This window comes from Telluria sp. AZSoR62 (assembly GCF_058111565.1).
The window spans coordinates 124,188-146,626 of sequence record NZ_JBYTST010000010.1; the positions used below are offsets into that span (position 1 = coordinate 124,188).

Consider the following 22,439-nt stretch of genomic DNA (forward strand, 5'->3'; position numbering starts at 1 on the left):
ACGCTGCCGGCGATCATGCTGTCCCTGCACGTCCTGTCGTCAAGCACCTCCCCAGCCCAGTGCCGGACCGCATCGGCCCAGCTGGGGCAACACGTCCGGTGCGGACGGACCATCCAGCCGCCACGCAACACAGCGATGACATCCGGGCAGCGCCGATGTCGCCGCTTTCAAGTCGCGGGCGATGGCTTGCGCATTGCGCTTGTTCATCTCATTCATCCAGGCACTCACATGCACATGGAAGCCGATGCTGAAACATTTTTTCGGAGACAGTGGAAACGTTTCCACGTTGCTTGTCTGAATATTAGGGTTAGCAAAAAAAATTGTCAACGGAATATTCCGCGTAGGTATGCACTCACCTGCGGCTGATTTGCAACACCTTCACTGATGCATGGAGCCTTGCCGCTGTGTCAGCCGGATGTGCTGATGAGGGGAAGGCAATTGACACTCAAAAAATCGAATGTTATCGTCAGGTGGACAATTTGGTAACGTTTCCACCAAGGAGGAGCGGTAATGGAAAGGCGTTGGATTCGCAGAGCACAGCCTGCCCTCTCTTCGCTGGCTGGTCAGCAGCCTGGAGCCGAGCGCCGATGCTGGCGCGCTGTCGCAGCAGGCGCACTGTCCCTCGGCCTCGTCGTGGGAACAGGCCCTGCCCGTGCAGACGAGCCGGGCGCGGCATTTGCGTGGCCCGATGGAGCGCGCAGCGCCGTCAGCCTCGCCTATGACGATGCTCTCGATTCGCAACTCGACTACGCCCTCCCCACCCTCGACAAACACGGTCTCAAGGGCAGTTTCTATCTGCAACTGTCGAATCCTTCGGTAGCGCGTCGCATGCAGGACTGGCGTACAGCGGCGCGCACTGGCCATGAACTGGGCAACCATAGCCTGTTCCACCAATGTGCCCGCAGCAAACCTGGGCGCGACTGGGTCGAGCCGCACCGGAACCTTGATACAACCAGTGCAGAACAGATGCGCGATCAGGTCTTGTTGGCCAATACGATGCTGACGGCAATCGACGGGCGCCAGGAACGCACGTTCACGGTGCCCTGTGGCGATACCGTGGCAGGCGGCCGTGATTACCTGTCTTCCGTGCAGGACAGTTTCGTCGCGGTCAAGGTGAGCGGCGGCAACGGCATCGTGGAATCGATGTCCGCGCTCGATCCACTTGCGGTACCGGTCGCGGCGCCGAGCGGTGTCAGCGGCGCGCAACTGATCGCCCTTGTCCGGCAGTCGATGGTGCGCGGGACCATGGTCAACTTCACCTTTCACGGCATTGGCGGGGACTACCTCGGCGTGTCAGCGCAAGCGCACGAAGAGTTGGTGCGCTTCTTGGCAGACAACCGCAAGCTCGTATGGACCGATACCTTTATTCGCATCATAAAACACGTCCGGCAGGAGCAGGCACGCAGGCCTGCTCCGCGCTGACACCACGAGGATACGTATGACGATTCGCCTTGCCGCCATGCTGCTTGCCATTGCCGCCACTACCGCTTGCACCACCCCGGCTCCTGGTCCGGTCCCCGCTTCCGCGCCGGATGGCGTGCCCGCCGGATGGACGCTGGCGTGGAGCGATGAATTCGATGGCATGGAACTCGACCGCACGAAATGGGTCGCCGAAACGGGCGGTCATGGCTGGGGCAACAAGGAATTACAGCACTACACTGACCGGCCGGAAAACGTCAGGCTGGCAGATGGCAAGCTCATCATCGAAGCGCGTCGCGAGCCCTATGGGCAGAATGCGTACACCTCGGCCCGGATCAAGACTGCCGGGCGGATGGAGCAGATGCATGGGCGCTTCGAAGCACGCATCAAAGTGGCGAAAGGACAAGGCATCTGGCCGGCCTTCTGGATGCTGGGCGCGGACATCCAGCAGGTCGGCTGGCCGCGCAGTGGCGAAATCGACATTATGGAAAACATCGGCAAGGAGCCCTCGATCGTGCATGGCACGCTGCACGGACCGGGATATTCGGGCGAGCATGCCTTCGGCAGTCCGTCCCCGCTGGAACAGGGCAGCTATGCCGACGATTACCATGTGTTTGCGGTGGAATGGGAACGCGGCGAGATCCGCTGGTACCGCGACGGCATGCTCTATCACACGGCGCGGCCAGGTCTGGTCACGGGTGAATGGGTCTTCGAGCATCCCTTCTTCGTTCTGCTGAACCTGGCCGTCGGCGGACTCTGGCCCGGTAACCCGGACAGCAGCACGGTGCTGCCGCAACAGATGCTGGTCGACTATGTGCGTGTCTTTCGCCGCACTCCTCCCGCAGGCCAGGCCAGGTAGCATTGCCCGCCGCCCGCCAGGCTACTCGCCTTGCCGCCAGCCGTGCTGCGCTTTCCCGGTTTTTAACGCTTCAGGCAGCGGAATGCGCAGTCCATCGCAATCGCTATCAACGCATGCGATCTGGCCCCTATAGTGGTTTCATCGCTATCCTATCGGAGAACCAGCATGAAACAACTCTTGAGCGCCGCCGCCGTGGCAGCCACCCTCGCCTTCGTTGCCAGCCCTGCCCTCGCCGGCGACATGGTGCGCGAAACGCGCAGCGTGGATGCACGGGTGACCAAGGTCAAACTGGGAGGCGTCGTGGACCTGGTGCTGCGCCAGGGCGCCACGCCCTCCCTCGTGGTATCAGGCGACCGCCGCTACGTGCAGCGTATTACGACCTCCCAGCAGGGCGACACGCTGGAAATCGGCACCGAATCGTTCAACTCGCGCGATGGCGACCGGCACGAGAAGCTGCGCGCCGAGCTCACGGTGCCGAACCTGAGCGAGTTTGCCTCGCAGGGCGTGGGGGCATCGACCGTGACCGGTTTCTCGGGCGACGCGATGCGTGTGGCGCTCGATGGCGCCGGCTCGGTGACGATGAACAGCAACTACCGCACGATCGATGCCCGCCTTGGCGGCGTAGGCGGCCTGACCATCAATGGCGTGCGCGCCGAACGCCTCGACCTGAGCCTGCGCGGCGCCGGACGCATCAGCGTCAGCGGCGAAAGCAAGCTGCTTAACGCCAAGCTGGCGGGCGTCGGCAGCCTCGAAGCTCAGGGGCTGCGCGCGGACACGGTCGACCTCGACATGAGCGGCCTGGGTGGCGCGACCGTGCACGCAACCCGCGCTGCCGACGTCGACCTGAGCGGCATGGGTTCTGCCACGGTCTACGGCAACCCGTCGACCCGCAAGGCCAACACCAGCGGCATGGGCCGGGTAGCGTGGAAGTAAGCCGGAGCCTGCCCGATACGCGTCGTTAGCGGCGCGTATCCTTGGGCACCATGGCGTTGCGCACTTCTTTCACGCCCGGTACGGCACGCGCAATCTGCGCTGCCTTGACGGCGCTCTCGGCCGACTCGATGAAGCCGCTGAGCTGCACCGTGCCCTTGAAGGTCTCGACCTGCACTTCGGTGGCCTTGACTGCCGGGTCGGCAGCGAAGGCCGCCTTGACGCGGCTGGTGATGACGGCGTCGTCGATGTATTCGCCGGTGCCCTGGCGCGTGCTGGTCGGCGCGCAGGCGGTGAGCGCGGCAAGCATGAGGCCGGCGAGGATGAAATAGAGGCGGTAGGAAAGGTTCATGGCAGGCTCCCGAGAGAAGTCGAATCAACTCATTCTCTCGGGCGCCGCCTTCCCGGGTTTGATGCTGAGCAAACGTGCAATCGGACCTTTTTTAACCAGGCCCGTTCGCGGCCAGCACCGGCGCAGATTCTTCAGCCGGCGCGGGCGGCTTCAGGGCAAAGCCGCGGCGTGCGATATCGCGCCCGATCACCACGCGCAGGCCCGCGGGCGCGCAGTTCGCCACCTCTTGCAGAGAGACGGCGCCGAAGCGGGCCGCGAGCCGCTCGGCCAGCGCGCGGTCGGCCGCTTCGTACTCGATGCGGGTGGCGGGCACGCCGAAGCCCTGTGCGTTCGACAGGCGTGTCACTTTCCATTCGGTGCCGCCGAGCTGGCGCGCCAGCATGCGCGCCATCCCCTGCACACCATTGCCGTTGCGTATTTCAACCGCGACCGGGGCGCGGCTGCCCGGCGCCGCTGGTGCCGGTACAGGCGCGGGTCCGGGCAGCGGTAGCGGCGCCGGGCTGCGCCGCAATTCGAGCATGCCGTTGGCGCCCACGTGCAGGTGCGTCTGGCCCCAGCCCGGCTCTTCCCGGGTGGGCGACTTGACGGCACGGTCGATGGCCGCAACGCTGCTCTGGCTGCCGGTGGCGGCGTAGTCCTTCTGGAAATCGTGGCTACGCAAGGCATCGGCCTGGCTCAGCATCTGCTGGGCACGCTCTTCCTGGCCGAGCTTGCGCAGGGTTTCGCCCAGCAGCTGCCAGGAGCGGTGGTTCAACGGGTCGAGCAGGCAGGCTTTTTCGAGCGTCACGAGCGCCTGGTCGTAGTCACCGTTGAGGAAGTAGGCATGGCCCAGGTTGCTGAACAAATACGCCTTGCCGGGACCGGAGGCCAGCGTCAGCGACTCGGTCAGCGTGCGCCACGACGCGATCGCGGCGCCGAATTCGCGCTGCTCGGCATGCAGGGTGGCCAGGCCGTTGCGGGCATCGACATGCTGGGGCGAGACCCTCAGCACCGCCTGGTAGGCCGCGCGCGCTTCGTCGTAGCGGCGCGCCAGGTGGTGGTTGCGGCCGGCCAGGTAGTCCTGGTCGGCAGGCGAGATGGCCACGGCGAGGCTGCTCCGTCCGGAAATCGGCGCGCAGGCGAGCAGGCTGCAGGCGGCGCACAGCAGCGTCAGGCGGGTGAACAAGATAGGGATTCGCATCGCAGGCTCCTTCGTACTCATTGCGCGCCAGGCAGGGCGCCCAGGGCGCGCCCGATCTGCATCGCGGCGGGACCGAGCAGCACCATCAGCAGCGTCGGGAAAATACAGAAAATCAGGGGAAACAGCAACTTCAGGCCGATCTTGGCCGCGCATTCCTCGGCCATCACGCGCCGCTTGTGGCGCAGGTTATCGGAGTGCACGCGCAGCGCGTCGCCCACGCTGGTGCCGAAGCGCTCGGACTGGATCAGCATCGCCACCAGGGTGTCGACGTCCTCGACGCCCGAGCGCAGTGCGAAATTGCGCAGCGCCTTCTCCTTGGTGAAACCGGCCCGCATCTCCATCAGCACGAGCTGCAGTTCCTGCGCCAGCACGGCGCTCTTGATGTGGATTTCGCTGGCCACCTTGACCATGGCCCGCTCCAGGCTCAAGCCGGCTTCGACGCAGACCGTCAGCAGGTCGAGTGCATCGGGGACGGTCTCGAAAATCTCGCGGCTGCGACGGGCCACGATCCTCCCCAGCACGATGTTCGGCAGGTAGTAGCCAAGCGAGGCAGCCGCCAGCAGCAGCGCCAGCAGGTGGCCGCTGGGCATCGTGCTGCCGTAGATGAAGGCAAAGGGCGCCGACAGGGCGGGCAGCAGCAGCGCCAGCCCTGTCTTCGAGGCGAAGTACAGGGTCGGCGCAGCGGGATTGCGCCAGCCCGCTTTCATGAAGCGGGTGCGCAGGGTCGATTTTTCCCAGCCTTCGTCGGGGATCGAGAGCTTGGTCAGCGGCTTGGCGACGATGGCCACGCGTTCGATCCAGCCGCCGCCCGCATCGAGCTGGCCGGGGGCCGCGCTGCCGAGGAAGCGGCTCAGGCGCTCGCGCAGGGCCAGCGGCGCGAACAACACCACGCCGAGCCAGGCCAGGCCGCAAACGACACACAGGACGAGGAGCAGGAAGGTCAGCTGGGATGACGTCATGTTAACCTCAGATGCGGATACGGATGATCTTGCGCAGCCAGACGACGCCGAAGGCGATCATGCCCAGGCCATACCAGAGCATGCGCACGCCTTGCGGGTCGGTCCAGAGCATGCTGACGTACTGCGGGCTCGAGATCGTCATCATGGCCATCACCCCGAAGGGCAGCAGGCCGAGGATCCAGGCAGACATCCGCCCTTCCGCCGACAGCACGCGCACGTGCGCCACCAGCTTCAGGCGGGCACGGATGATCTGGCTGATGTTGCCCAGGATTTCGGCCAGGTTGCCGCCGGACTCGCGCTGGATCAGCACCGCGATGATCAGGTAGCGCAGGTCGGTCAGCGGGATCCGTGCGGCCATGCCGTGCAGCGCTTCGTTCATCGGCACGCCGTAGTTGATTTCCTCGCGGGCGATGCGGAATTCGCCGCTGAGCGGCTCGGGCAGCTCGGTGCCGACGATCTGCAGCACGTTGGTGAACGAGTGGCCGGCGCGCAGGGCGCGGGCGATGAAGTCGGCCGCCTCGGGCAGCTGCTGCTCGATCCGGATCAGGCGCCGCTGGCGCGCACGGCGCACCAGGAACCAGGGAATGGCCAGCCCGAGTACCGCCACGAAGACACGCGCCGGCGCCGGCAGGGGCCAGCCGAGCGACAGCAGCACGAGCATGGCCATGCAGCCGAACGACCAGGTCAGGAAGCGCCCGACGGTGGCGCGCGAGCCGGCCTGCACCAGTAGCACGTCGATTCGCTGCGCCGGCGGGAAGCCGTGCAGCAGCCGGTCGAAGGTGGCATTGCGGCTGTAGGGCCGCTGCTTGAGGATCGAGATCCGCTCGCCGCTGCGCCCCGCGGAGCCGGACATGAGCTGCAGCCGGCGGGCCACCCGGCGCGCCGCCGCGCCATAGGTGCCCACCCACCACAGGTAGCTCGCTTCGATCGCGAGGATCACCGCCGCGAACAGGAATACCGCAAAAGCATAGAACACCGCGTCCATGCGTCCTCCCTTAATCGAACGTCCGGTCCGGATCGAAGGCGTTGTCCGGCACCGGGACGCCGTACATCTTCAGGCGGTCGGCAAAGCGCGGCCGTACGCCGGTGGCGCTGAAGCGGCCCAGTACCTTGCCGTCGGTACCGACGCCGCTCTGCTCGAAGCGGAAAATCTCCTGCATCGAGATGATTTCGCCTTCCATGCCCGTGATTTCCTGCAGGCTGACCACCTTGCGCGTGCCGTCGGTCAGGCGCGAAGCCTGCACCACCACCGTCACCGCCGACACGATCTGCTGGCGGATCGCACGCGCGGTCAGGTTCACGCCGGCCATGCTGACCATGTTCTCCAGCCGCGACAGCGCATCGCGCGGGGTGTTCGAGTGGATCGTCGCCAGCGAGCCTTCGTGGCCGGTGTTCATCGCCTGCAGCATGTCGAGCGCCTCGGCGCCGCGCACCTCGCCCAGGATGATGCGGTCGGGGCGCATGCGCAGCGCATTGCGCACCAGCGCGCGCTGGGTCACCTCGCCCTTGCCTTCGATGTTGGGCGGGCGCGTCTCCAGGCGCACCACGTGCGGCTGGCGCAGCTGCAGCTCGGCGGCGTCTTCGATCGTGACCACGCGCTCGCTGGCCGGGATGAAACCCGAGATGAGGTTCAGCAGCGTGGTCTTGCCGCTGCCGGTGCCGCCCGAGATCAGGATGTTGACCTTGGCCGCGCCCAGGCACTGCAGCACGTGGATCATCGGCTCGGTCAGGCTTTTATAGTCGAGCAGGTTTTGCACCGACAGCGGCGTGTTGCCGAAGCGGCGGATCGACAGCAGCGGCCCATCGACTGCCAGCGGCGGAATGATCGCGTTGACGCGCGAGCCGTCCGGCAGGCGCGCATCGACCATCGGGCTCGACTCGTCCACCCGCCGGCCCATGCGCGAGACGATCTTTTCGATGATCTTCATCAGGTGGGCGTTGTCGTGGAAGGTGATGTCGGTCAGTTCGAGCCGGCCGCGCCGCTCGACATAGACCTTGCTGGACGTGTTGACAAGGATGTCCGAGACGGTCGGGTCGTTCAACAGCGGCTCGAGCGGGCCGAAGCCGAGCATCTCGTGCTGGATGTCGAGCACCAGGTTGTGGCGCTCGTGCTGGTTCAGCACGATGCGTTCTTCCTCGATGATGCGCTGGATCAGCAGCGCCAGCTCGTGCTTGAACTGCTCGGCCGTCAGGCGTTTCAGGCGCTCCAGGTCGATGCGGTCCAGAATCATCTGGTGCATCGACTTCTTGAGCTCCTGGTAAGCCTGGTTGGACGTGTCCGGAAGGACGGCGCCGGACTGGCGTTCCGGGGCGGTGGTCGAAAGACGTTCTCGTAAGGACATGGGATGCTCCGTGGTGTCCGTGGTTGCGTTCAGTCGTCGGAATCGCCGCGCCCGAACAGGCGGTCGAACAGGCCCTTGCTTTCCTGGACGCGGCGGGTGGTCACGAGTTCGACCATGTCGGCCAGGCTGCGCGCGGCGGCGCTCGAGCGCGACAGCTGCAGCACCGGCACGCCCTGGTTGACCGAATCGGTGACGGCGACGTAATCATTGGGGAAGGTATGCACGACTTCGCAGCCAAGCGCCCCGTGCAGGTCCTGCAGGCGCAGCTTGCCGCCCTTTTCGTAGCGGTTCACGATCAGGCGGATGTTGTCGAGCACATAGCCGAGCGAGCGGAAGATATCGAGCAACCGGCGCGCATCGCGGATGTCGGGAAGCGCCAGCTGCAGCACCGGATAGATGGTGTCGGTGACGTCGAGCGCGCGCAGCGATACCGCGTCGATCTGGCGCCCGACGTCGAGCAGCACGTAATCGTAGTGCTGGCGCGCCACGCGCAGGATGGTGTCGATGTGTTCGGGCTTGGCTTCCTTGGCATGGCCCGGATCGTCGGCTGCGGCCAATACGCCAAAGCCGGGCGTGACGTGCACCACGCAGTTTTCCAGGAAGGGACCGTCGATACGGGCGATCTGCGCGCACACGTCCGACAGGGTCATGGTCGGCTTCTGGTCCGAGACATACAGCGCGGCGTCGCCAAACTGGCCGTGCAGGTCGATCAAGAGCACCTTCTTGGCCGCCAGCGTGGCCAGCGCATAGCCGAAATTGGTCGAGATGAAGGTGGCGCCGCTGCCGCCCTTGCAGGCGATGAAGGCGAGCACCTTGCCGTCGCGCAGGGCCGAGACGCCGGCGGCGGTCGAGATGCGGTCCATCGACTCGTGGAAGGCGCGGTGCACCAGGGGCAGCTGCAGCACCTCGCGTACGCCTGCGCGCATGGCGCGGATCAGGAGCTCGGGCTGGTTCTGGTCGGTCAGCAGCATCAGGTGCGCTTCGGGATACTGGCGCCCAAGGCGCTCGAGCAGCGCAACTTCGGACGGCTCGGTATCGGTGGCATCGACGATGACCAGCTGCGGACTGTCGGCCTCGGGCCGGTCGAGCGCCTCGCGCATGCTGGCGCGAATGGCGCCGAGGTTCAGCGGCGGCACGCGCGCAGCGCCCTGGGAGGCGATTTCCGCGTAAAGCTGGCTGTCGCGGCTGATGAGTAGCGCTTTCATGGCGGGCCTCGTAGCAAGCACATTCGGATCAGGATTGGAGGGATGCGTTCATCGCGCGCCGCCGGCGTTGATGACCAGCGTCGGCGCCTGCGCTTCGGGCTGCGCGAAGCTGCGCTGGTAGCGGTCGTGCGCGCCCTTGGCCGCGCGGCCGTCGATGCCGGTGGCAGGATGCTGCTTGGCCGAGGCAGCCGGGTCAATCACCTGGGCGGCCAGGTTGTGGCGCGTGGCCTTGCCGAACTGCTGGTCCCACTGCGGCGTCGTCTGCACGCAGCCCTGCAGGCAGGCGCCCAGCAGCACCAGTGCAGCGAGTCGGGTCGTCGTCACGATAAGCTCCTATTTGAGTTCGAAGCCGCCGGCGGTGTGCGCGGCGGGCTGGGCGGCCGATGGGGTGGATACGGCAGCGGTGGTCGCGTCCGGCGCCTTGCCTTCGAGCTTCCCGCCGAGCAGTACGCCGGCACGCGACGGGATGCCGACCTTGTCGGTAGGCAGCGAGTAGCTGGCGCCCGGCATCGGCTTGACCAGCCGCGCCGTGATCACGAACACCAGCTCGGTGCGGTCCTGCTGGTAGTCGGTACTGCGGAACAGCGCGCCGAGCACCGGGACCTCGCCCAGCATCGGCAGGCCTTTCAGGTTGGCCACCAGGTTATTCCTGATCAGCCCACCGATGGCGAAGCTCTGGCCGTCGTACAGCTGCACCGTGGTGCTGGCGCGGCGCGTGGTAATCAAGGGCAGGATTGCAGTGCCGGAAATGCCGGCGGCCGACACGCCGACGCCCTCGCGCGACAATTCGGACACTTCCGGCGCCACCTTCAGGTTGATGCGGCCGCCGGCCAGTACGGTCGGAGTGAAGCGCAGGCCGACGCCGAATTCCTTTTCCTCGAGGACGATCTTCTTGTCGTCCTGGGCAACCGGGATGAAGAACTTGCCGCCCGCGAGGAAGGTGCCTTCCTGGCCGCTGATGGCCAGCACGTTCGGCTCGGCCAGCACGCGGACCAGGCTGTCCTGCTTGTCGGCATCCACGCCCAGCCGGTTGCCGTTCGACTTGACGTTCGATAAACCGCCCTGGGCCCGCCCGGTCAGGAAGTTCGACACCAGGGTCGTGGTCCAGCTGCCCGAACCGAAGCGGAATGCGGTATCGGCTTCGAGCCGTTCGAGCAGGGTCTTGGACACCTCGGCGATCTTCACCTCGAGCTGCACCTGCTGCGGCGCGCTGACATTGAGGAGGTTGACCACGCGCGCGGTGGCGGCGGCCCCGCCACCTGCGGCGCCGCCGTTGCCGCCGAGGCCCACCACGCTGCCGTTCTCGTTTTCCGCGACCGTCAGCTGGCGCAGCGGACGCCGCACGTAGGCGCCGGCCAGCTCCAGTGCGCGCGCGATGGCGCCGGCGTCGCTCACGGTGCCGGTCAATATCAGCGAATCAGCGGCCGACATCACGCGGATGTCCTTCTCCTCGGGCATAGCGGCGGCGAGCGTGGCCTGCAGCGCGGCCGGGTCCATCGCGACCACGATGTCAACCACGCTGCACAAGCCGCTCTTGCCCTGGACGATCATGTTGGTGGTGCCCACGTCGACGCCTGCGATATACAGCGTGTCCGGCGCCACCAGCATCGCCTGCACGATGGCGGGATTGCCGACGCTGCGGTGGGCGACCCGCTCGGGCAGGCGCAGCATGGTCGACTTGCCCATGTGGAGCGCCAGGCTGGCGGGGCGCGCGGCCTCGCCACGGCAACCTGCGGCGGGCTGGGAACGCGCTTCCGGCGCCCTGGCCGGAGCTGCGGCGTCAGCCTTGGCGGCGGCCGGTGCGCCGGGTTTGGCCGGGGCTGCGGCTACAGCCTTGGCTGGTGCGGGGGCGGCGTGGACCGGCACGCTGGCGGCCAGCGCCAGGCTGGCTGCGAGCTGTGCAAAATTGAGGCGTCTGTTCATGGCATCCATCCGGGTTCGCTAGGGGTCAGAAGCATTCCTGGGAAGCGTGCAGGCCGTTGATGACCTTCACGCAATCGCGCTGCGGGGCCGGGCGCGGCGCCTGCACCCTGGGCCGCGGCGCCGGCACCGGCAGCGCTACCGGCTTGATCGGCGCGGCGGCGGCAGGCAGGAGGTTTTGCTTGGTCGCGCCCAGGGTCTGGGCCGCGGCCGGGTCGACCTGGTTGCGCAGGGCCAGCGACAAGGTCCCGACGCTGCGCGCCAGGTCGAGCATCTCGGCCTGCTCGGGCGTGACTTCGAGCGTGACCGCATTGACGACCTTCGGCTTGGTCTCGTCGCGGTTGACTTCCTGCGCCACGGCCAGCACCAGGATCCGCTCGAGCACGATCTTCGAAATGCTGTGTTGGCGGGCGGTGCCGGATTGCGCCTGCGTTTCGGTCTCGGTGCTGACGATGATGTCGACGTAGTTGCCCGGCAGGGCGAAGCCCGCCACGCCGATCACGTCGTTCACGCGCACCGTGATGGCGCGCTTGCCTTCGGTGATCAGGGCCGACAGGCCGCCCAGGGTGCCGGCCGGCGCCAGCTTGGCCTCGCTCAGCGGCTCGCCCAGCAGGAGGCTGGTCTTGAGCACACGGCCACTGAGTTTTTGCGGATCGTCGAATGCGCCTTTCGGCACGCTGTGGGCCGGCCACTCGACCAGCTTGAGCATCTCGGGCGTGAGGCGCTGCCCGATATTGATGTCGGCCGCCGCCACCACGATGCGGCCGGCGCTGGACGCAGGCTGGGTCAGGAGCCAGCGCGAGGCCAGCACCACGGCGGCCAGGCCGAACAGGATCGCGAGCGCCATCACGATCAGGGCACGCTTGTTTTTCATTGGGCGTCTCCCAGGTTGCTTGATTCATGCGCCGCCTTGGCGCCGAACAGGCTGCTCCAGGCCTGGGCCACGCTGTCCACGTCGAAACGCGGGGTGTGGCCGGCAAAGCCGGCGAAATCGGCAATCCGGCCCAGCAGCTCGTGCGGCCAGGCTGCCAGCAGGGGGCGGCGGGTACGGCGGTGCAGCTCGTTGACCAGGTAATCCATCGCCGCCTCGTCCGGCTCGACGCCGCGCAGCCGGCACTGGCGCCGCACCAGCGTGCGGTAGCCGGTGTCGGATAACGGGCCCACGGGAATCCGGTAGCCGATGCGGCGCAGGCAGGATTCGTCCAGCACCGACTCGGGCGCCAGGCTGGTGGCCAGCACCAGCGACACGTCGAAGGGCAGCGCATGGGTGGCCCCACCCGGCACCGCGACGTGGTCGACACCGCATTCGAGGGCGCCGAGCCAGCGGTGCAGCACTTCGCCGGCCGGCACGCGCTGGCGGCCGACGTCGTCGAGCACCAGCAAGCCATTGTTGGCCAGCAGGTGCGGCGGCGCGCGCAGCACGCCGCTGGCGGCATCGATGCGCAGCTCCAGCATGTCGCGCGCCAGCTCGGCGCCCGCGTGCACCAGCGGCCGCTGGCACAGGGCCCAGCGCGCGTCGCAGCTGCGGCGCTCTTCCAAAGCCCGCGGCAGCAGGGGTGCCGGATGCAGGCTGGGGTCGTACACCTGCATGATCTCGTGGTTCACCATCACCGCGTAGGGCACCGCGATCGGGTCCTGGCGCAGCCGCGCCAGCTTGCGCGCCAGCGTCGTCTTGCCGCTGCCGGACGGGCCATACAGCATCAGCGGGCGGTTCGAATGCAAAGCCGCGCCGATCAGGTCGCGCACCGCCGGTTCGATGCCGTCTTCCGCCAGCGCCGCAGCCAGGGCCGCGGGTGTGACGCGCTGGGCATCGGGCTGGCTCAGCGATTGCTGCGCAACCATGATGCGGTAGGCATCGAGCGTGACCGGGGCCGGACCGACATAGCGCGACTCAACCAGGTAGTCGGTGGCGGCGCGCTGGCCGAAGGCGGTCAGCTGGTAATGCACGTCGATGTCGGAATCGCCGCACCAGGCCACCTCGACCTGCTGTTCGGCCACCAGTGCCTGCAGCACTTCGCGCGCCACGCCGATCGAGAGCCGCAGGCGGCCAGTGAGCATCGACAGGGCCGTCTTGCCGCCCGCATGCATGGTCTTGACGACCAGCGCGGTCAGGAAGCGCGGCTCCAGGCCGGTATCGCGCACCGTGCGCGGCTGGCGCGGCAGGACAGGCACAAGCTCGGCCTCGCAAGCACCGTCCGGCAGGATCGCCGGTCGTGCGTCGAGGCCCTCGGTCGTCGTCGCTGTTAATACTTCCATGGGGAAACCTCCTGCTCGGTGCGGATATTTCTTACATTTGTTAAATTGATTCTAGCCATCGCTACCTCCCCCCGTTTGACCTCCGGCAAGGAAGCGAACTCAGCATCAAAATCAAGCGTAATTGCCTACCAGGACGTAGATCGTGCCGGCCGCGATCGCCACCCCGTAGGGCATCGTGCCGGCGCTTTCCCGCACGGCGCCGGGTGTCGCCGGGAGCCGCAGCATCACGGGCCGCAGGATTCCCCACAGGTTGCCCAGCGCCAGCCGCAGCCGGCCGCGGAGGATGATGATGCCGATCGCCATGATGCCGCCGGCGCACCAGGCGAAGATGGCGATCTGGAGGCCCACGAGGGGGCCGGTGAAGGCCCCGATGGTGGCCATCATCTTGACGTCCCCGGCAGCCATGCCGCGGACCAGGTAAAAGGGGATGAACATCAGAAAGCCGGTCACCATGCCGCCAAGGGCGGACAGCAATGCCTTGCCGGGATCCGGCGACAGCGCATGCAGCACCAGTGCCGCCGCGAGGCCGCACAAGAGCAGGAGATTCGGGATGCGGCGGCTGGCGAGATCGTTGATTGCAGCGGCGCTGACCAGCAGCAGCAGCACGGTGTCGAGGTAAAGGGTCACAACCATGATCCGCTCCAGAAAAAAAAAGCCCCCAGGGGCCGCAAGGCGCCTGGGGGCGTCAGCCATCAGGCGCCCGCAGCTGGGGCGGCGGGGGCGGCTGGCAGGGTGCTGAACGCGTCTCGGATGGTCTCGAAAGCGAGCTTGATTTTGCCGCCGACCTGGCCGGCCACCGTCGCCATCGCAACGCCGACCAGCGCAGCGATCAGGCCATATTCGATGGCAGTCACACCGTTTTCATCGGCGATAAAAGTTTTGATGGCGGAGGTAATGGTGCTCATGACAACTCCTTGTGTAGTTAAAGGGACTACTGACAGCAGACGGGGCCCCGTCCTTGTTGCTGTTTCCTGTTGCGTCTGTCAGTGAGTTCACTGTACCGAATAGTTCCATGTAGCAAGTTGATGTTGGGCAAGTTTTCCATGTGGAAATGGTTTTGCACTGCAGCTTTTGTGCTCGGACAAGCGCCGTGGGGCTCTTCAAAGGGCTGCCCGGACGGCCCGACAAATATTGTCAAGAATAGTTGCCTCTAATACAAAAAGGTTATATGCTGTCTCCCTTGTGCGCTTAAAAAAGCGGCACTTTCCCGTGGTATCGACTAGCTGTGCTTATGCGTGACTTTGGTGCTGTGAACGACATGGATTCCCTGCTGAGACACATGGTGGACATGACTGGCCACCGCGATCACACGATGCTCGACATCTCGGTGATTTCGGCTGTCCAGGAATTGTCGGGCGCGCTGCAAACCCGGGTGCTGGCGATTTCCGCGGTCTGCGGGAACCGCTTCGTGCGGGCGCGCGCCTGCATCCGCGCCGGCGGCGTCGCCTGCCCCGAAGAAGCGCAGGACGGCAGCCCGGGCGAGCCGATCCTCGCCTTCCCCGAACTGGCGCACTGCCTCGATCATCACGATTCGCGTGCGGAAGGTGTCAACCCCGCCGGCCTGCGCGTGCTGTGGCTGCCGATCTGGTTCGGCGACAAGGCCGCGGCCTGCCTCGAGATCACGCACCGGGGCGAGTTCACGAGCGACACGGTCCACATGATCAGCGGGATCGTCAGCGTCTACCGCAACTTCCAGAATTTGCTCGACTACAGCGAGCGCGACTCGCTCACCGGCCTGCTCAACCGCAAGACCTTCGACGACCAGCTGGCCCGCATGCTGCACTCGCCCGATGCCGAACCCGTGGTGCCGGGCTTGCCCGAACGGCGCCACCACGTGGCCGAGGAAAAGCAGTGGCTGGCCGTGGTCGACGTCGACCATTTCAAGAGCGTGAACGACCGCTTCGGCCATTTGTACGGCGACGAAGTGCTGATCCTGGTGGCCAACCTGCTGCAATCCTCGTTCCGCGCGCAGGACCGGGTATTCCGCTTCGGTGGCGAGGAGTTCGTGGTGCTGCTGCGTTCCACGACGCTGGACAATGCGCGCAAGATCATCGACCGCTTCCGCCTCGACGTCGAGACGCATGACTTCCCGCAGGTGGGACGAGTGACGGTCAGCGTCGGCTTCACCAGCATCCGCGCCGCCGATTCGCCGGTGGTCACGCTCGGCCACGCCGACCAGGCGCTGTATTTCGCCAAGGCCAATGGGCGCAACCGCGCCTGCTACTACGAAGAGCTGGTGGCCAGCGGCCTGCTGCAGACCATCGCCACCAACGACACCGCCGAATTCTTCTGACGCTGCCTCAAGCGCGCGCCTGCGCCCAGTCCAGCGCGTCTTCCAGGCGGTCGTCGCCCCAGAACATCTCGCCATCCACGATGAAGGTCGGCGCGCCGAAAATGCCGAGTGCACGCGCGGCCGCGGTCTGGGCGCGCAGCGCTGCCTTGACCGCGTCGTCGCCCGCCCCCGCCACGAGGGCCGCTGGATCCGCGACCAGCTCCGCAAGCGCCGCCAATACCACCTCGACCCTGTCGATCTCGGCATCCTGCGACCAGTTCTGCAGCATGATGCGGCGGCAGAATTCACCCATCCATGCCTGGTCCGCACCCAGCAGCGCCACGCGCATCGGCAGCAGCGCCGGGCGCGGGAATACCGTCGGCCGCGTGAACGGCAGCGCGTACTTCGCGGCGCGCCGCGCCGTGTCGCGCCACACGTAATCGCCCTTTTCCTTGTGCTCGTTGAAGGGCGAGCTTTGGTAGCCGAGTTCGCGGAGGATGGGGCCGAGCAGGAAGGGCTTCCACTGTAGCGGTACGCCGGCGCGTGCGGCCAGCGCCTCGATACGCATCAGGGAGAGATAGCTGTAGTTGCTGCCGAACTCGAACCAGAATTCGATGGGTACGTGCATCGCACATCCTTTACCAGATGGTAAAAAAAAAGCCCCGGGGATGCCATTGTCGCATCCCCGGGGCCTGGCGCACCTGGCGCCTCAAGCGATGTTCATGAACTGCAGCGGGTTGACGTTCCACTTCTCGGCCGACTCGTGGCGCACGATCTTGTCGCCGCCGCCGAAGCCCAGCGCCTTGGACAGATCGACGGTCTGCGGCTTGATATAGCCCGGGGTCTTGGTGCTGAAGAAGACGTTCACCTTTGGCGTGAGCAGGCTCGTTTCGTGCGGCTCGATCACCACCCCCAGGCGGCCCGATTCCAGCAGCACCAGGGTGCCGACCGGGTAGATGCCCACGCAGCGCATGAACTCCTGGGCCAGCGTCGGATTGAAGTGGAACTTGCTCCACTCGTAGATCTTGCGTAGTGCTTCGGCCGCCGGCATGCCCTTGTGGTAGCAGCGGTCGGAGGTAATGGCATCGTAGACGTCGACGATCGCGGCCATCTGCGCCAGCTCGCTGATGCTGCCTTCGCCCTGCTTGTCCGGATAACCGCTGCCGTCGCGCCGCTCGTGGTGGTGCAGCGTGATGTCGAGCGGGATCTGGCCGATCTCCGGCGACTTGACCAGGATGTCGTAGCCGTCGCGCGGGTGGCGCTTGATGATGTCGAATTCCTCGTCGGTCAGGCGCCCTGCCTTGTTCAGGATACTGTCCGGCACCAGCGCCTTGCCGGTATCGTGCAGCAGGCCGCCCAGGCCGGCCTGGTAGATCGTCTCGGCGTCCATGTTGCGCGAGCGGCAGAAAGCCACCAGCAGCGCGCACACGCTCACCGAATGCAGGAAGGTGTAGTCGTCCTTGTTCTTGATGCGCAGGAGCCCGAGCAGCGCGCCGGAATTGCGCAGGATCGATTCGGTGATGCTCTCGACCACCGGCGCTACCTTGTCCATCTCGACCGCCTTGCCCAGGCGGGCGTCGGCCATTACGGTGCGCACCATACCGGCTGCCTGCTTGCGGATCTGGGCAGCGCGCTGCAGTTCCTCACCCAGCGAGACGCGGGTGACGATCAGCGGCTTGGTCGCGATCGCGGTCACTTCCGCTTCGGTCTCGGCTTCGGCCTCGGCCAGGGTCGGCGCATTGTCGATGTCCAGGCCCTTGCTGCAGTCGATGACCACGCCGCGGATCTTGGCGTTGCGGATCTTGTAGATCTCGTCCTCGGTCGTCAGCACGAAGCGCGCGCGCACGAACGGATGATCCATCCAGCCGCAATCGAGATCGTGGATGAACATCCCGACCTTCAGCTGCGATGCATCCACCTTCTTTAACATGGTTTGTCTCTGCTCTGTAATAATGTCGGCGCACGTCGGCCAAGATGCAGTATAGCAAGACTGTTACCAATGTTCATCAATTGTTTCCTTTAAGACACAGTCTATTGCATGGAACTGCGCCAACTCCGCTATTTCGTCGCCATCGTCGACCACGGCTCGCTCTCGCGCGCTGCGCTGGTCCTGCACGTGGCGCAGCCGGCGCTGACCCAGCAGTTGCGCCAGCTCGAGGAAGAACTGGGCGCCCAACTGCTGCACCGCTCGGCCCACGGCGTGCTCAGCACCGACGCCGGCAAGATCTTCTACGAGCATGCGCAGGCGATCCTGAAGCAGGTGGCCGATGCCCGCTCGGCGGTGGTGCAATCCACCACGCGCCCCTCGGGCAGCGTGACGCTCGGCCTGCCCCACAGTATCTCGGGCGCGCTGGCGCTGCCGATCCTGAGCAGCGCACGCGCGCGCTACCCCGAAATCACCCTGCAGCTCACCGAAGAGATCTCGGGCAGCCTCACCGAGCAGCTCAAGTCGGGCCGTCTGAACCTGGCGGTGCTGTTCGATGAAGTCCCGGCCGGGCACTTCACCAATACGCCGCTGGTCGAGGAAGACCTGATGTTCATCTGCCGCGCCGGCTCCGCGCTGGCGCCCGCCGCCGCCAGCCTGACCCTGGCCGAGGCCCTGGCCAGCACCCTGATCCTGCCGGCGCGCCAACATGGCGTGCGCCCGCTGGTCGAGCAGGTGGCGTCGAAAGCGGGCCTGGCGCCCGGCCCCATCCTCGAGATCAACTCGCTCGCCATCCTGCGCTCGGCCCTGCTGGCCGACCTGGGCGCGACCCTGCTGCCGGTTGCGCCCCTACTGGCCGATATCGAACGCGGCGCGATCCGGGCCTGGCCCGTGCAGGACCCGGCCTTGACGCGCCAGGTGAGCCTGTCCGCCTCGCGCAATATCCCGCTCACGAATGCGGCGGCGGCGATCGCGAAGCTGGTGCGCGACGTGACCGAAGACCTGTGCGCGCGCGGCGCATGGCCGGGTGCACGGCTGATCGTATAACGGTCATCATTATTTCTTATACCCCCATCCGCAATCCCTATTGGCCCTGGCTGGCCTGAGTCCCTACACTCCACGCGGTCAAAAAGCGCCCTCGCCTACCCGGCAAGAGGCAGCACAGCACCGAACCACACAATGGAGACCCGCATGCCAGATACCGTCACGCCACAGGCCGTGGCGCCGGACACTTCGTCCCGCCTCACCACCGTTACCCTGGAAGACAAGTACACCGCCAGGACCGGCAACATCTTCCTGTCCGGTATCCAGGCCCTGGTGCGCCTGCCGATGATCCAGCGCGAGCGCGACGCCGCCGCCGGCCTCGATACCGCGGGCTTCGTATCCGGCTACCGCGGCTCGCCCCTGGGCGGCCTGGACGAGACACTGTGGAAGGCCAAGGGCCACCTGGAAGCGAACCGCATCCAGTTCGTCCCGGGCGTGAACGAAGACCTGGCCGCGACCGCCGTCTGGGGCACCCAGACCGTGGACCTGATCGGCCCGGCCAAGTACGATGGCGTATTCGCCATGTGGTACGGCAAAGGCCCGGGCGTGGACCGCTGCGGCGACGTCTTCAAGCACATGAACCATGCCGGCACCGCGAAACACGGCGGCGTGCTGCTGGTGGCCGGCGACGACCACGGCGCCTATTCCTCGACCCTGCCGCACCAGTCGGACCACATCTTCTCGGCCTGCATGATTCCGGTGCTGTATCCCTGCAACGTGCAGGAATACCTGGACCTGGGCGTGCACGGCTGGGCGATGTCGCGCTTCTCGGGTTGCGCGGTGGCATTCAAGGCGCTGGCCGACACGGTCGAATCGAGCAGCTCGGTCGACGCCAACCCGTTCCGCGTCGAGGTCAAGCTGCCGCAGGACTTCGCGGTGCCGGAAGGCGGCCTGAATACGAAACTGTCTTCGGTCCCGCTGGGCCAGCAGGCACGCGCCCAGGAAGCGCTGATGCAGGACTACAAGATCTATGCGGCGCTGGCCTACGCGCGCGAAAACAAGCTCAATCGCGTCACCATCGACAGCCCGGACGCCAAGCTGGGCATCATCGCCTCCGGCAAATCCTACCTGGACGTGCTGGAAGCGCTGGAAGAACTGGGCATCAACGAGGAGATGGCCGCGAAAGTCGGCCTGCGCCTGTACAAGGTCGCGATGATCTGGCCGCTGGAGCCGGACGGCGTGCGTGAATTCGCGCAAGGCCTGGACGAAATCCTGGTGGTCGAGGAAAAGCGCCAGGTCGTCGAATACCAGTTGAAAGAGCAGCTGTATAACTGGCGCGACGACGTGCGCCCGCACGTGGTCGGCAAGTTCGACGACAAGGGCGAATGGGTCGCCCCGCGCGGCGACTGGCTGCTGCCGCCGAAAGCCGACTTCTCGGTCGCGCAAGTCGCGCGCGTGATTGCCGGCCGCATCGCGCGCCTGAACCTGGAAGACACCACGCGCGACTTGATCAAGGCGCGCCTGGCCTTCCTCGACGCGAAGGACGCCGTGCTTGCCAAGGCGATCACCACGCCCTTCCGCCCGGCCTTCTACTGCTCCGGCTGCCCGCACAATACCTCGACCAAGGTGCCGGACGGTTCCTTCGCGCTGGCCGGCATCGGCTGCCACGTGATGGCCACCTCGATCTACCCCGAGATGAACAAGCTGACCACCCACATGGGCGGCGAAGGCACGCCGTGGATCGGCCAGGCCGCGTTCTCGAAAGTGCCGCACGTGTTCCAGAACCTGGGCGACGGCACCTATTTCCATTCGGGCTATCTCGCCATCCGCGCGGCCGTGGCTGCGAAGGTCAACATCACCTACAAGATCCTGTACAACGACGCGGTGGCGATGACCGGCGGCCAGCCGGTCGACGGCCAGACCTCGGTGCCGATGATCGCCCAGCAGATGGCGGCCGAAGGCGTCAAGCGCATCGCGCTGGTGACCGAAGACCTGTCGCGCTATGCCGACCGCTCCAACCTGCCGGCGCTGGTGACCCTGCACGACCGCAAGGAGATGGACAACATCCAGCGCGAGCTGCGCGAACTGCCGGGCGTGACCGTCATCATCTACGACCAGACCTGCGCCGCCGAGAAACGCCGCCGCCGCAAGAAGGGCGAGTTCGCCGACCCGAACCAGCGCATGGTGATCAACGAAGCCGTCTGCGAAGGCTGCGGCGACTGCGGCATCCAGTCGAACTGCGTCTCGATCCTGCCGAAAGAGACGGAATTCGGCCGCAAGCGCGCCATCGACCAGTCGTCCTGCAACAAGGACTATTCCTGCGCCAAGGGTTTCTGTCCGAGCTTCGTCACCGTCGAAGGCGGCACGCTCAAGAAGAGCAAGGCCGGCGTATCCAGACAAGGCGCGGATGATGGCTGGGGCCAACTGCCCATGCCGGCGCTGCCGAGCATCGAGCACCCCTACAACATCCTGATCAACGGCATCGGCGGCACCGGCGTCATCACGGTCGGGGCGCTGATGGGCATGGCCGCCCACCTCGAGGGCAAGGGCGCCTCGGTGCTGGACATGACCGGCATGAGCCAGAAAAACGGTTCGGTGACCTCGCACGTGAAGATCGCCGTGACGCCGGAGCGCCTGCGCGCCCAGCGCATCGCCACCGGCGAAGCGGACCTGATCCTCGGCTGCGATATGCTGACCACCGGCGCGCTTGACGCGGTATCCAAAATGCGCCCGGGCCGCACGCTGGCCATCGTCAACCTGCACGAGCAGCCGACCGGCACCTTCGCGCAGAACGCCGACTGGGAGTTCCCGGCCGCGGACGTGCGCTCCCTGATCCTGGAAGCCGTCGGCGGCGCAGATGGCGTGGACTTCGTGGACGCGACCCGCATTGCGACCGCCCTGATGGGAGACTCGATCGCCACCAACCTGTTCCTGATGGGTTACGCCTGGCAGAAAGGCCGCATCCCCTTGAGTGAGGCCGCCCTGCTGCGCGCGATCGAACTCAATGGGGTGGCGGTCGCTTCGAACAAGATGAGCTTCCTGTGGGGGCGCCGCGCCGCCGTGGACTTCAAGCGCGTCGAGAAGCAGGCCACGCCAACCCAGGCGATCGTGGTGCAGATGCCGCAAAGCCTCGAGACCACCATCAAGAAACGCGTCGACTTCCTGACAAGCTACCAGGACCGCGCCTATGCGGGCGTATACGAAGACCTGGTGGCGCGCGTCCGTGCAGCCGAGACCACCCAGGGCCTGGGCAACAAGCTCTCGCTGGCCGTGGCCAAGTACTACTTCAAGCTGATGGCCTACAAGGACGAATACGAAGTGGCGCGCCTGTACACCGACGGCGCCTTCCTGGAACAGGTCAAGAGCCAGTTCGAGGGTGACTTCTCCTTCAAGTTCAACCTGGCCCCGCCGCTGTTCGCGAAAAAGGATGCCAAGGGCCGCATGGTCAAGGCGCAGTATGGCGCGTGGATGTTCGGCGCCTTCAAGCTGCTGGCCAAACTCAAGGGCCTGCGCGGCGGCGCCTTCGACATCTTCGGCTACACCGAAGAGCGCAAGATGGAACGCGCCTTGGTTGTCGAATACCGAGAAATGGTGGAAGGTTTGTTGGCCGGCCTGAACGCTGGCACGCATGCCGATGCGGTCGAACTGGCCTCGCTGCCGGAACAGATCCGCGGCTTCGGCCACGTGAAGGAAAAGGCCGTGGCCGAGTTCCGTGCACGCAAGGCTGAGCTGCTCTCGGGCAACATCAAGAAACGCGCCGCGTAATCCTTCCGGAAGGGTGGCCATCGTCCACCCTTCCTCCCTCGTGCCCGGCTTGACGTTAACGTTAACGTCATA

Annotated in this window: 21 protein-coding genes; 6 read left to right on the top strand and 15 right to left on the bottom strand. The window is 66.1% G+C overall.

Features of this window, described 5'->3' with window-relative positions; all coding sequences use genetic code 11:
* Positions 1–39: 39 nt before the first annotated feature.
* Positions 40–327 (bottom strand): hypothetical protein, encoded by a 288-nt coding sequence (locus AC3XQU_RS16490; RefSeq protein ID WP_489875244.1) that lies wholly within the window; start codon positions 325–327, stop codon positions 40–42.
* Positions 328–510: 183 nt separating this feature from the next.
* Between AC3XQU_RS16490 and AC3XQU_RS16495 the strand changes: the two genes are divergently transcribed.
* The 3 genes from AC3XQU_RS16495 (at position 511) to AC3XQU_RS16505 (ending at position 3,211) form a co-directional block, all read left to right on the top strand.
* A complete protein-coding gene (locus AC3XQU_RS16495) occupies positions 511–1,422 on the top strand; it encodes a polysaccharide deacetylase family protein (RefSeq protein ID WP_489875245.1) in 912 nt (303 codons plus the stop codon).
* Positions 1,423–1,438: 16 nt separating this feature from the next.
* On the top strand, positions 1,439–2,278 hold the full coding sequence (locus tag AC3XQU_RS16500) for a glycoside hydrolase family 16 protein (RefSeq protein WP_489875246.1): 840 nt from the start codon (positions 1,439–1,441) through the stop codon (positions 2,276–2,278).
* Positions 2,279–2,443: 165 nt separating this feature from the next.
* Complete coding sequence (locus AC3XQU_RS16505) at positions 2,444–3,211, top strand: head GIN domain-containing protein (protein ID WP_489875247.1); 768 nt, start codon at positions 2,444–2,446, stop codon at positions 3,209–3,211.
* A gap of 25 nt (positions 3,212–3,236) precedes the next feature.
* Here the strand turns inward: AC3XQU_RS16505 and AC3XQU_RS16510 are convergent, their stop codons facing one another.
* From AC3XQU_RS16510 to AC3XQU_RS16565, 12 genes are all read right to left on the bottom strand, one after another.
* On the bottom strand, positions 3,237–3,560 hold the full coding sequence (locus AC3XQU_RS16510; protein ID WP_489875248.1) for a BON domain-containing protein: 324 nt from the start codon (positions 3,558–3,560) through the stop codon (positions 3,237–3,239).
* A gap of 91 nt (positions 3,561–3,651) precedes the next feature.
* Positions 3,652–4,740: a LytR C-terminal domain-containing protein gene (locus tag AC3XQU_RS16515; RefSeq protein WP_489875249.1), complete on the bottom strand. Its 1,089-nt coding sequence runs from the start codon at positions 4,738–4,740 to the stop codon at positions 3,652–3,654.
* A gap of 17 nt (positions 4,741–4,757) precedes the next feature.
* A complete protein-coding gene (locus AC3XQU_RS16520; protein ID WP_489875250.1) occupies positions 4,758–5,699 on the bottom strand; it encodes a type II secretion system F family protein in 942 nt (313 codons plus the stop codon).
* A 7-nt stretch (positions 5,700–5,706) separates the two neighbouring features.
* On the bottom strand, positions 5,707–6,684 hold the full coding sequence (locus tag AC3XQU_RS16525; RefSeq protein ID WP_489875251.1) for a type II secretion system F family protein: 978 nt from the start codon (positions 6,682–6,684) through the stop codon (positions 5,707–5,709).
* Between the two features lie 10 nt (positions 6,685–6,694).
* Positions 6,695–8,041, bottom strand: a complete 1,347-nt coding sequence (locus AC3XQU_RS16530) for a TadA family conjugal transfer-associated ATPase (protein WP_489875252.1) — start codon at positions 8,039–8,041, stop codon at positions 6,695–6,697.
* Positions 8,042–8,070: 29 nt separating this feature from the next.
* Positions 8,071–9,246, bottom strand: a complete 1,176-nt coding sequence (locus AC3XQU_RS16535; RefSeq protein WP_489875253.1) for a CpaE/TadZ family protein — start codon at positions 9,244–9,246, stop codon at positions 8,071–8,073.
* A 48-nt stretch (positions 9,247–9,294) separates the two neighbouring features.
* The gene (locus tag AC3XQU_RS16540) at positions 9,295–9,570 is read right to left on the bottom strand and encodes a hypothetical protein (protein WP_489875254.1); all 276 of its coding nucleotides are present in this window, start codon (positions 9,568–9,570) and stop codon (positions 9,295–9,297) included.
* Between the two features lie 9 nt (positions 9,571–9,579).
* Positions 9,580–11,169 carry a type II and III secretion system protein family protein gene (locus tag AC3XQU_RS16545; protein WP_489875255.1) on the bottom strand — a complete coding sequence of 530 codons (1,590 nt, stop codon included), beginning with the start codon at positions 11,167–11,169 and terminating at the stop codon, positions 9,580–9,582.
* Positions 11,170–11,194: 25 nt separating this feature from the next.
* Positions 11,195–12,040, bottom strand: coding sequence for a Flp pilus assembly protein CpaB (gene cpaB, locus AC3XQU_RS16550; protein WP_489875256.1), 846 nt, complete (start codon positions 12,038–12,040; stop codon positions 11,195–11,197).
* Positions 12,037–13,422 carry a DUF8689 domain-containing protein gene (locus AC3XQU_RS16555; protein WP_489875257.1) on the bottom strand — a complete coding sequence of 462 codons (1,386 nt, stop codon included), beginning with the start codon at positions 13,420–13,422 and terminating at the stop codon, positions 12,037–12,039. The genes cpaB and AC3XQU_RS16555 overlap by 4 nt, the downstream gene beginning before the upstream one ends.
* Before the next feature lie 111 nt (positions 13,423–13,533).
* A complete protein-coding gene (locus AC3XQU_RS16560; protein ID WP_489875258.1) occupies positions 13,534–14,055 on the bottom strand; it encodes an A24 family peptidase in 522 nt (173 codons plus the stop codon).
* A 59-nt stretch (positions 14,056–14,114) separates the two neighbouring features.
* Positions 14,115–14,327 (bottom strand): Flp family type IVb pilin, encoded by a 213-nt coding sequence (locus tag AC3XQU_RS16565; protein ID WP_489875259.1) that lies wholly within the window; start codon positions 14,325–14,327, stop codon positions 14,115–14,117.
* Between the two features lie 353 nt (positions 14,328–14,680).
* On the opposite strand from AC3XQU_RS16565, the gene AC3XQU_RS16570 reads away from it, so the two are divergent.
* Positions 14,681–15,715: a GGDEF domain-containing protein gene (locus tag AC3XQU_RS16570; RefSeq protein WP_489875260.1), complete on the top strand. Its 1,035-nt coding sequence runs from the start codon at positions 14,681–14,683 to the stop codon at positions 15,713–15,715.
* Positions 15,716–15,722: 7 nt separating this feature from the next.
* Here the strand turns inward: AC3XQU_RS16570 and AC3XQU_RS16575 are convergent, their stop codons facing one another.
* Both AC3XQU_RS16575 and AC3XQU_RS16580 read right to left on the bottom strand, forming a co-directional pair.
* The gene (locus AC3XQU_RS16575) at positions 15,723–16,322 is read right to left on the bottom strand and encodes a 2-hydroxychromene-2-carboxylate isomerase (protein WP_489875261.1); all 600 of its coding nucleotides are present in this window, start codon (positions 16,320–16,322) and stop codon (positions 15,723–15,725) included.
* A gap of 81 nt (positions 16,323–16,403) precedes the next feature.
* Positions 16,404–17,624, bottom strand: a complete 1,221-nt coding sequence (locus tag AC3XQU_RS16580; protein WP_489875262.1) for an HD-GYP domain-containing protein — start codon at positions 17,622–17,624, stop codon at positions 16,404–16,406.
* Between the two features lie 108 nt (positions 17,625–17,732).
* On the opposite strand from AC3XQU_RS16580, the gene AC3XQU_RS16585 reads away from it, so the two are divergent.
* On the top strand, positions 17,733–18,665 hold the full coding sequence (locus AC3XQU_RS16585; protein WP_489875263.1) for a LysR substrate-binding domain-containing protein: 933 nt from the start codon (positions 17,733–17,735) through the stop codon (positions 18,663–18,665).
* Positions 18,666–18,809: 144 nt separating this feature from the next.
* Positions 18,810–22,367 carry an indolepyruvate ferredoxin oxidoreductase family protein gene (locus AC3XQU_RS16590; RefSeq protein ID WP_489875264.1) on the top strand — a complete coding sequence of 1,186 codons (3,558 nt, stop codon included), beginning with the start codon at positions 18,810–18,812 and terminating at the stop codon, positions 22,365–22,367.
* The last annotated feature ends 72 nt before the right edge of the window (positions 22,368–22,439 follow it).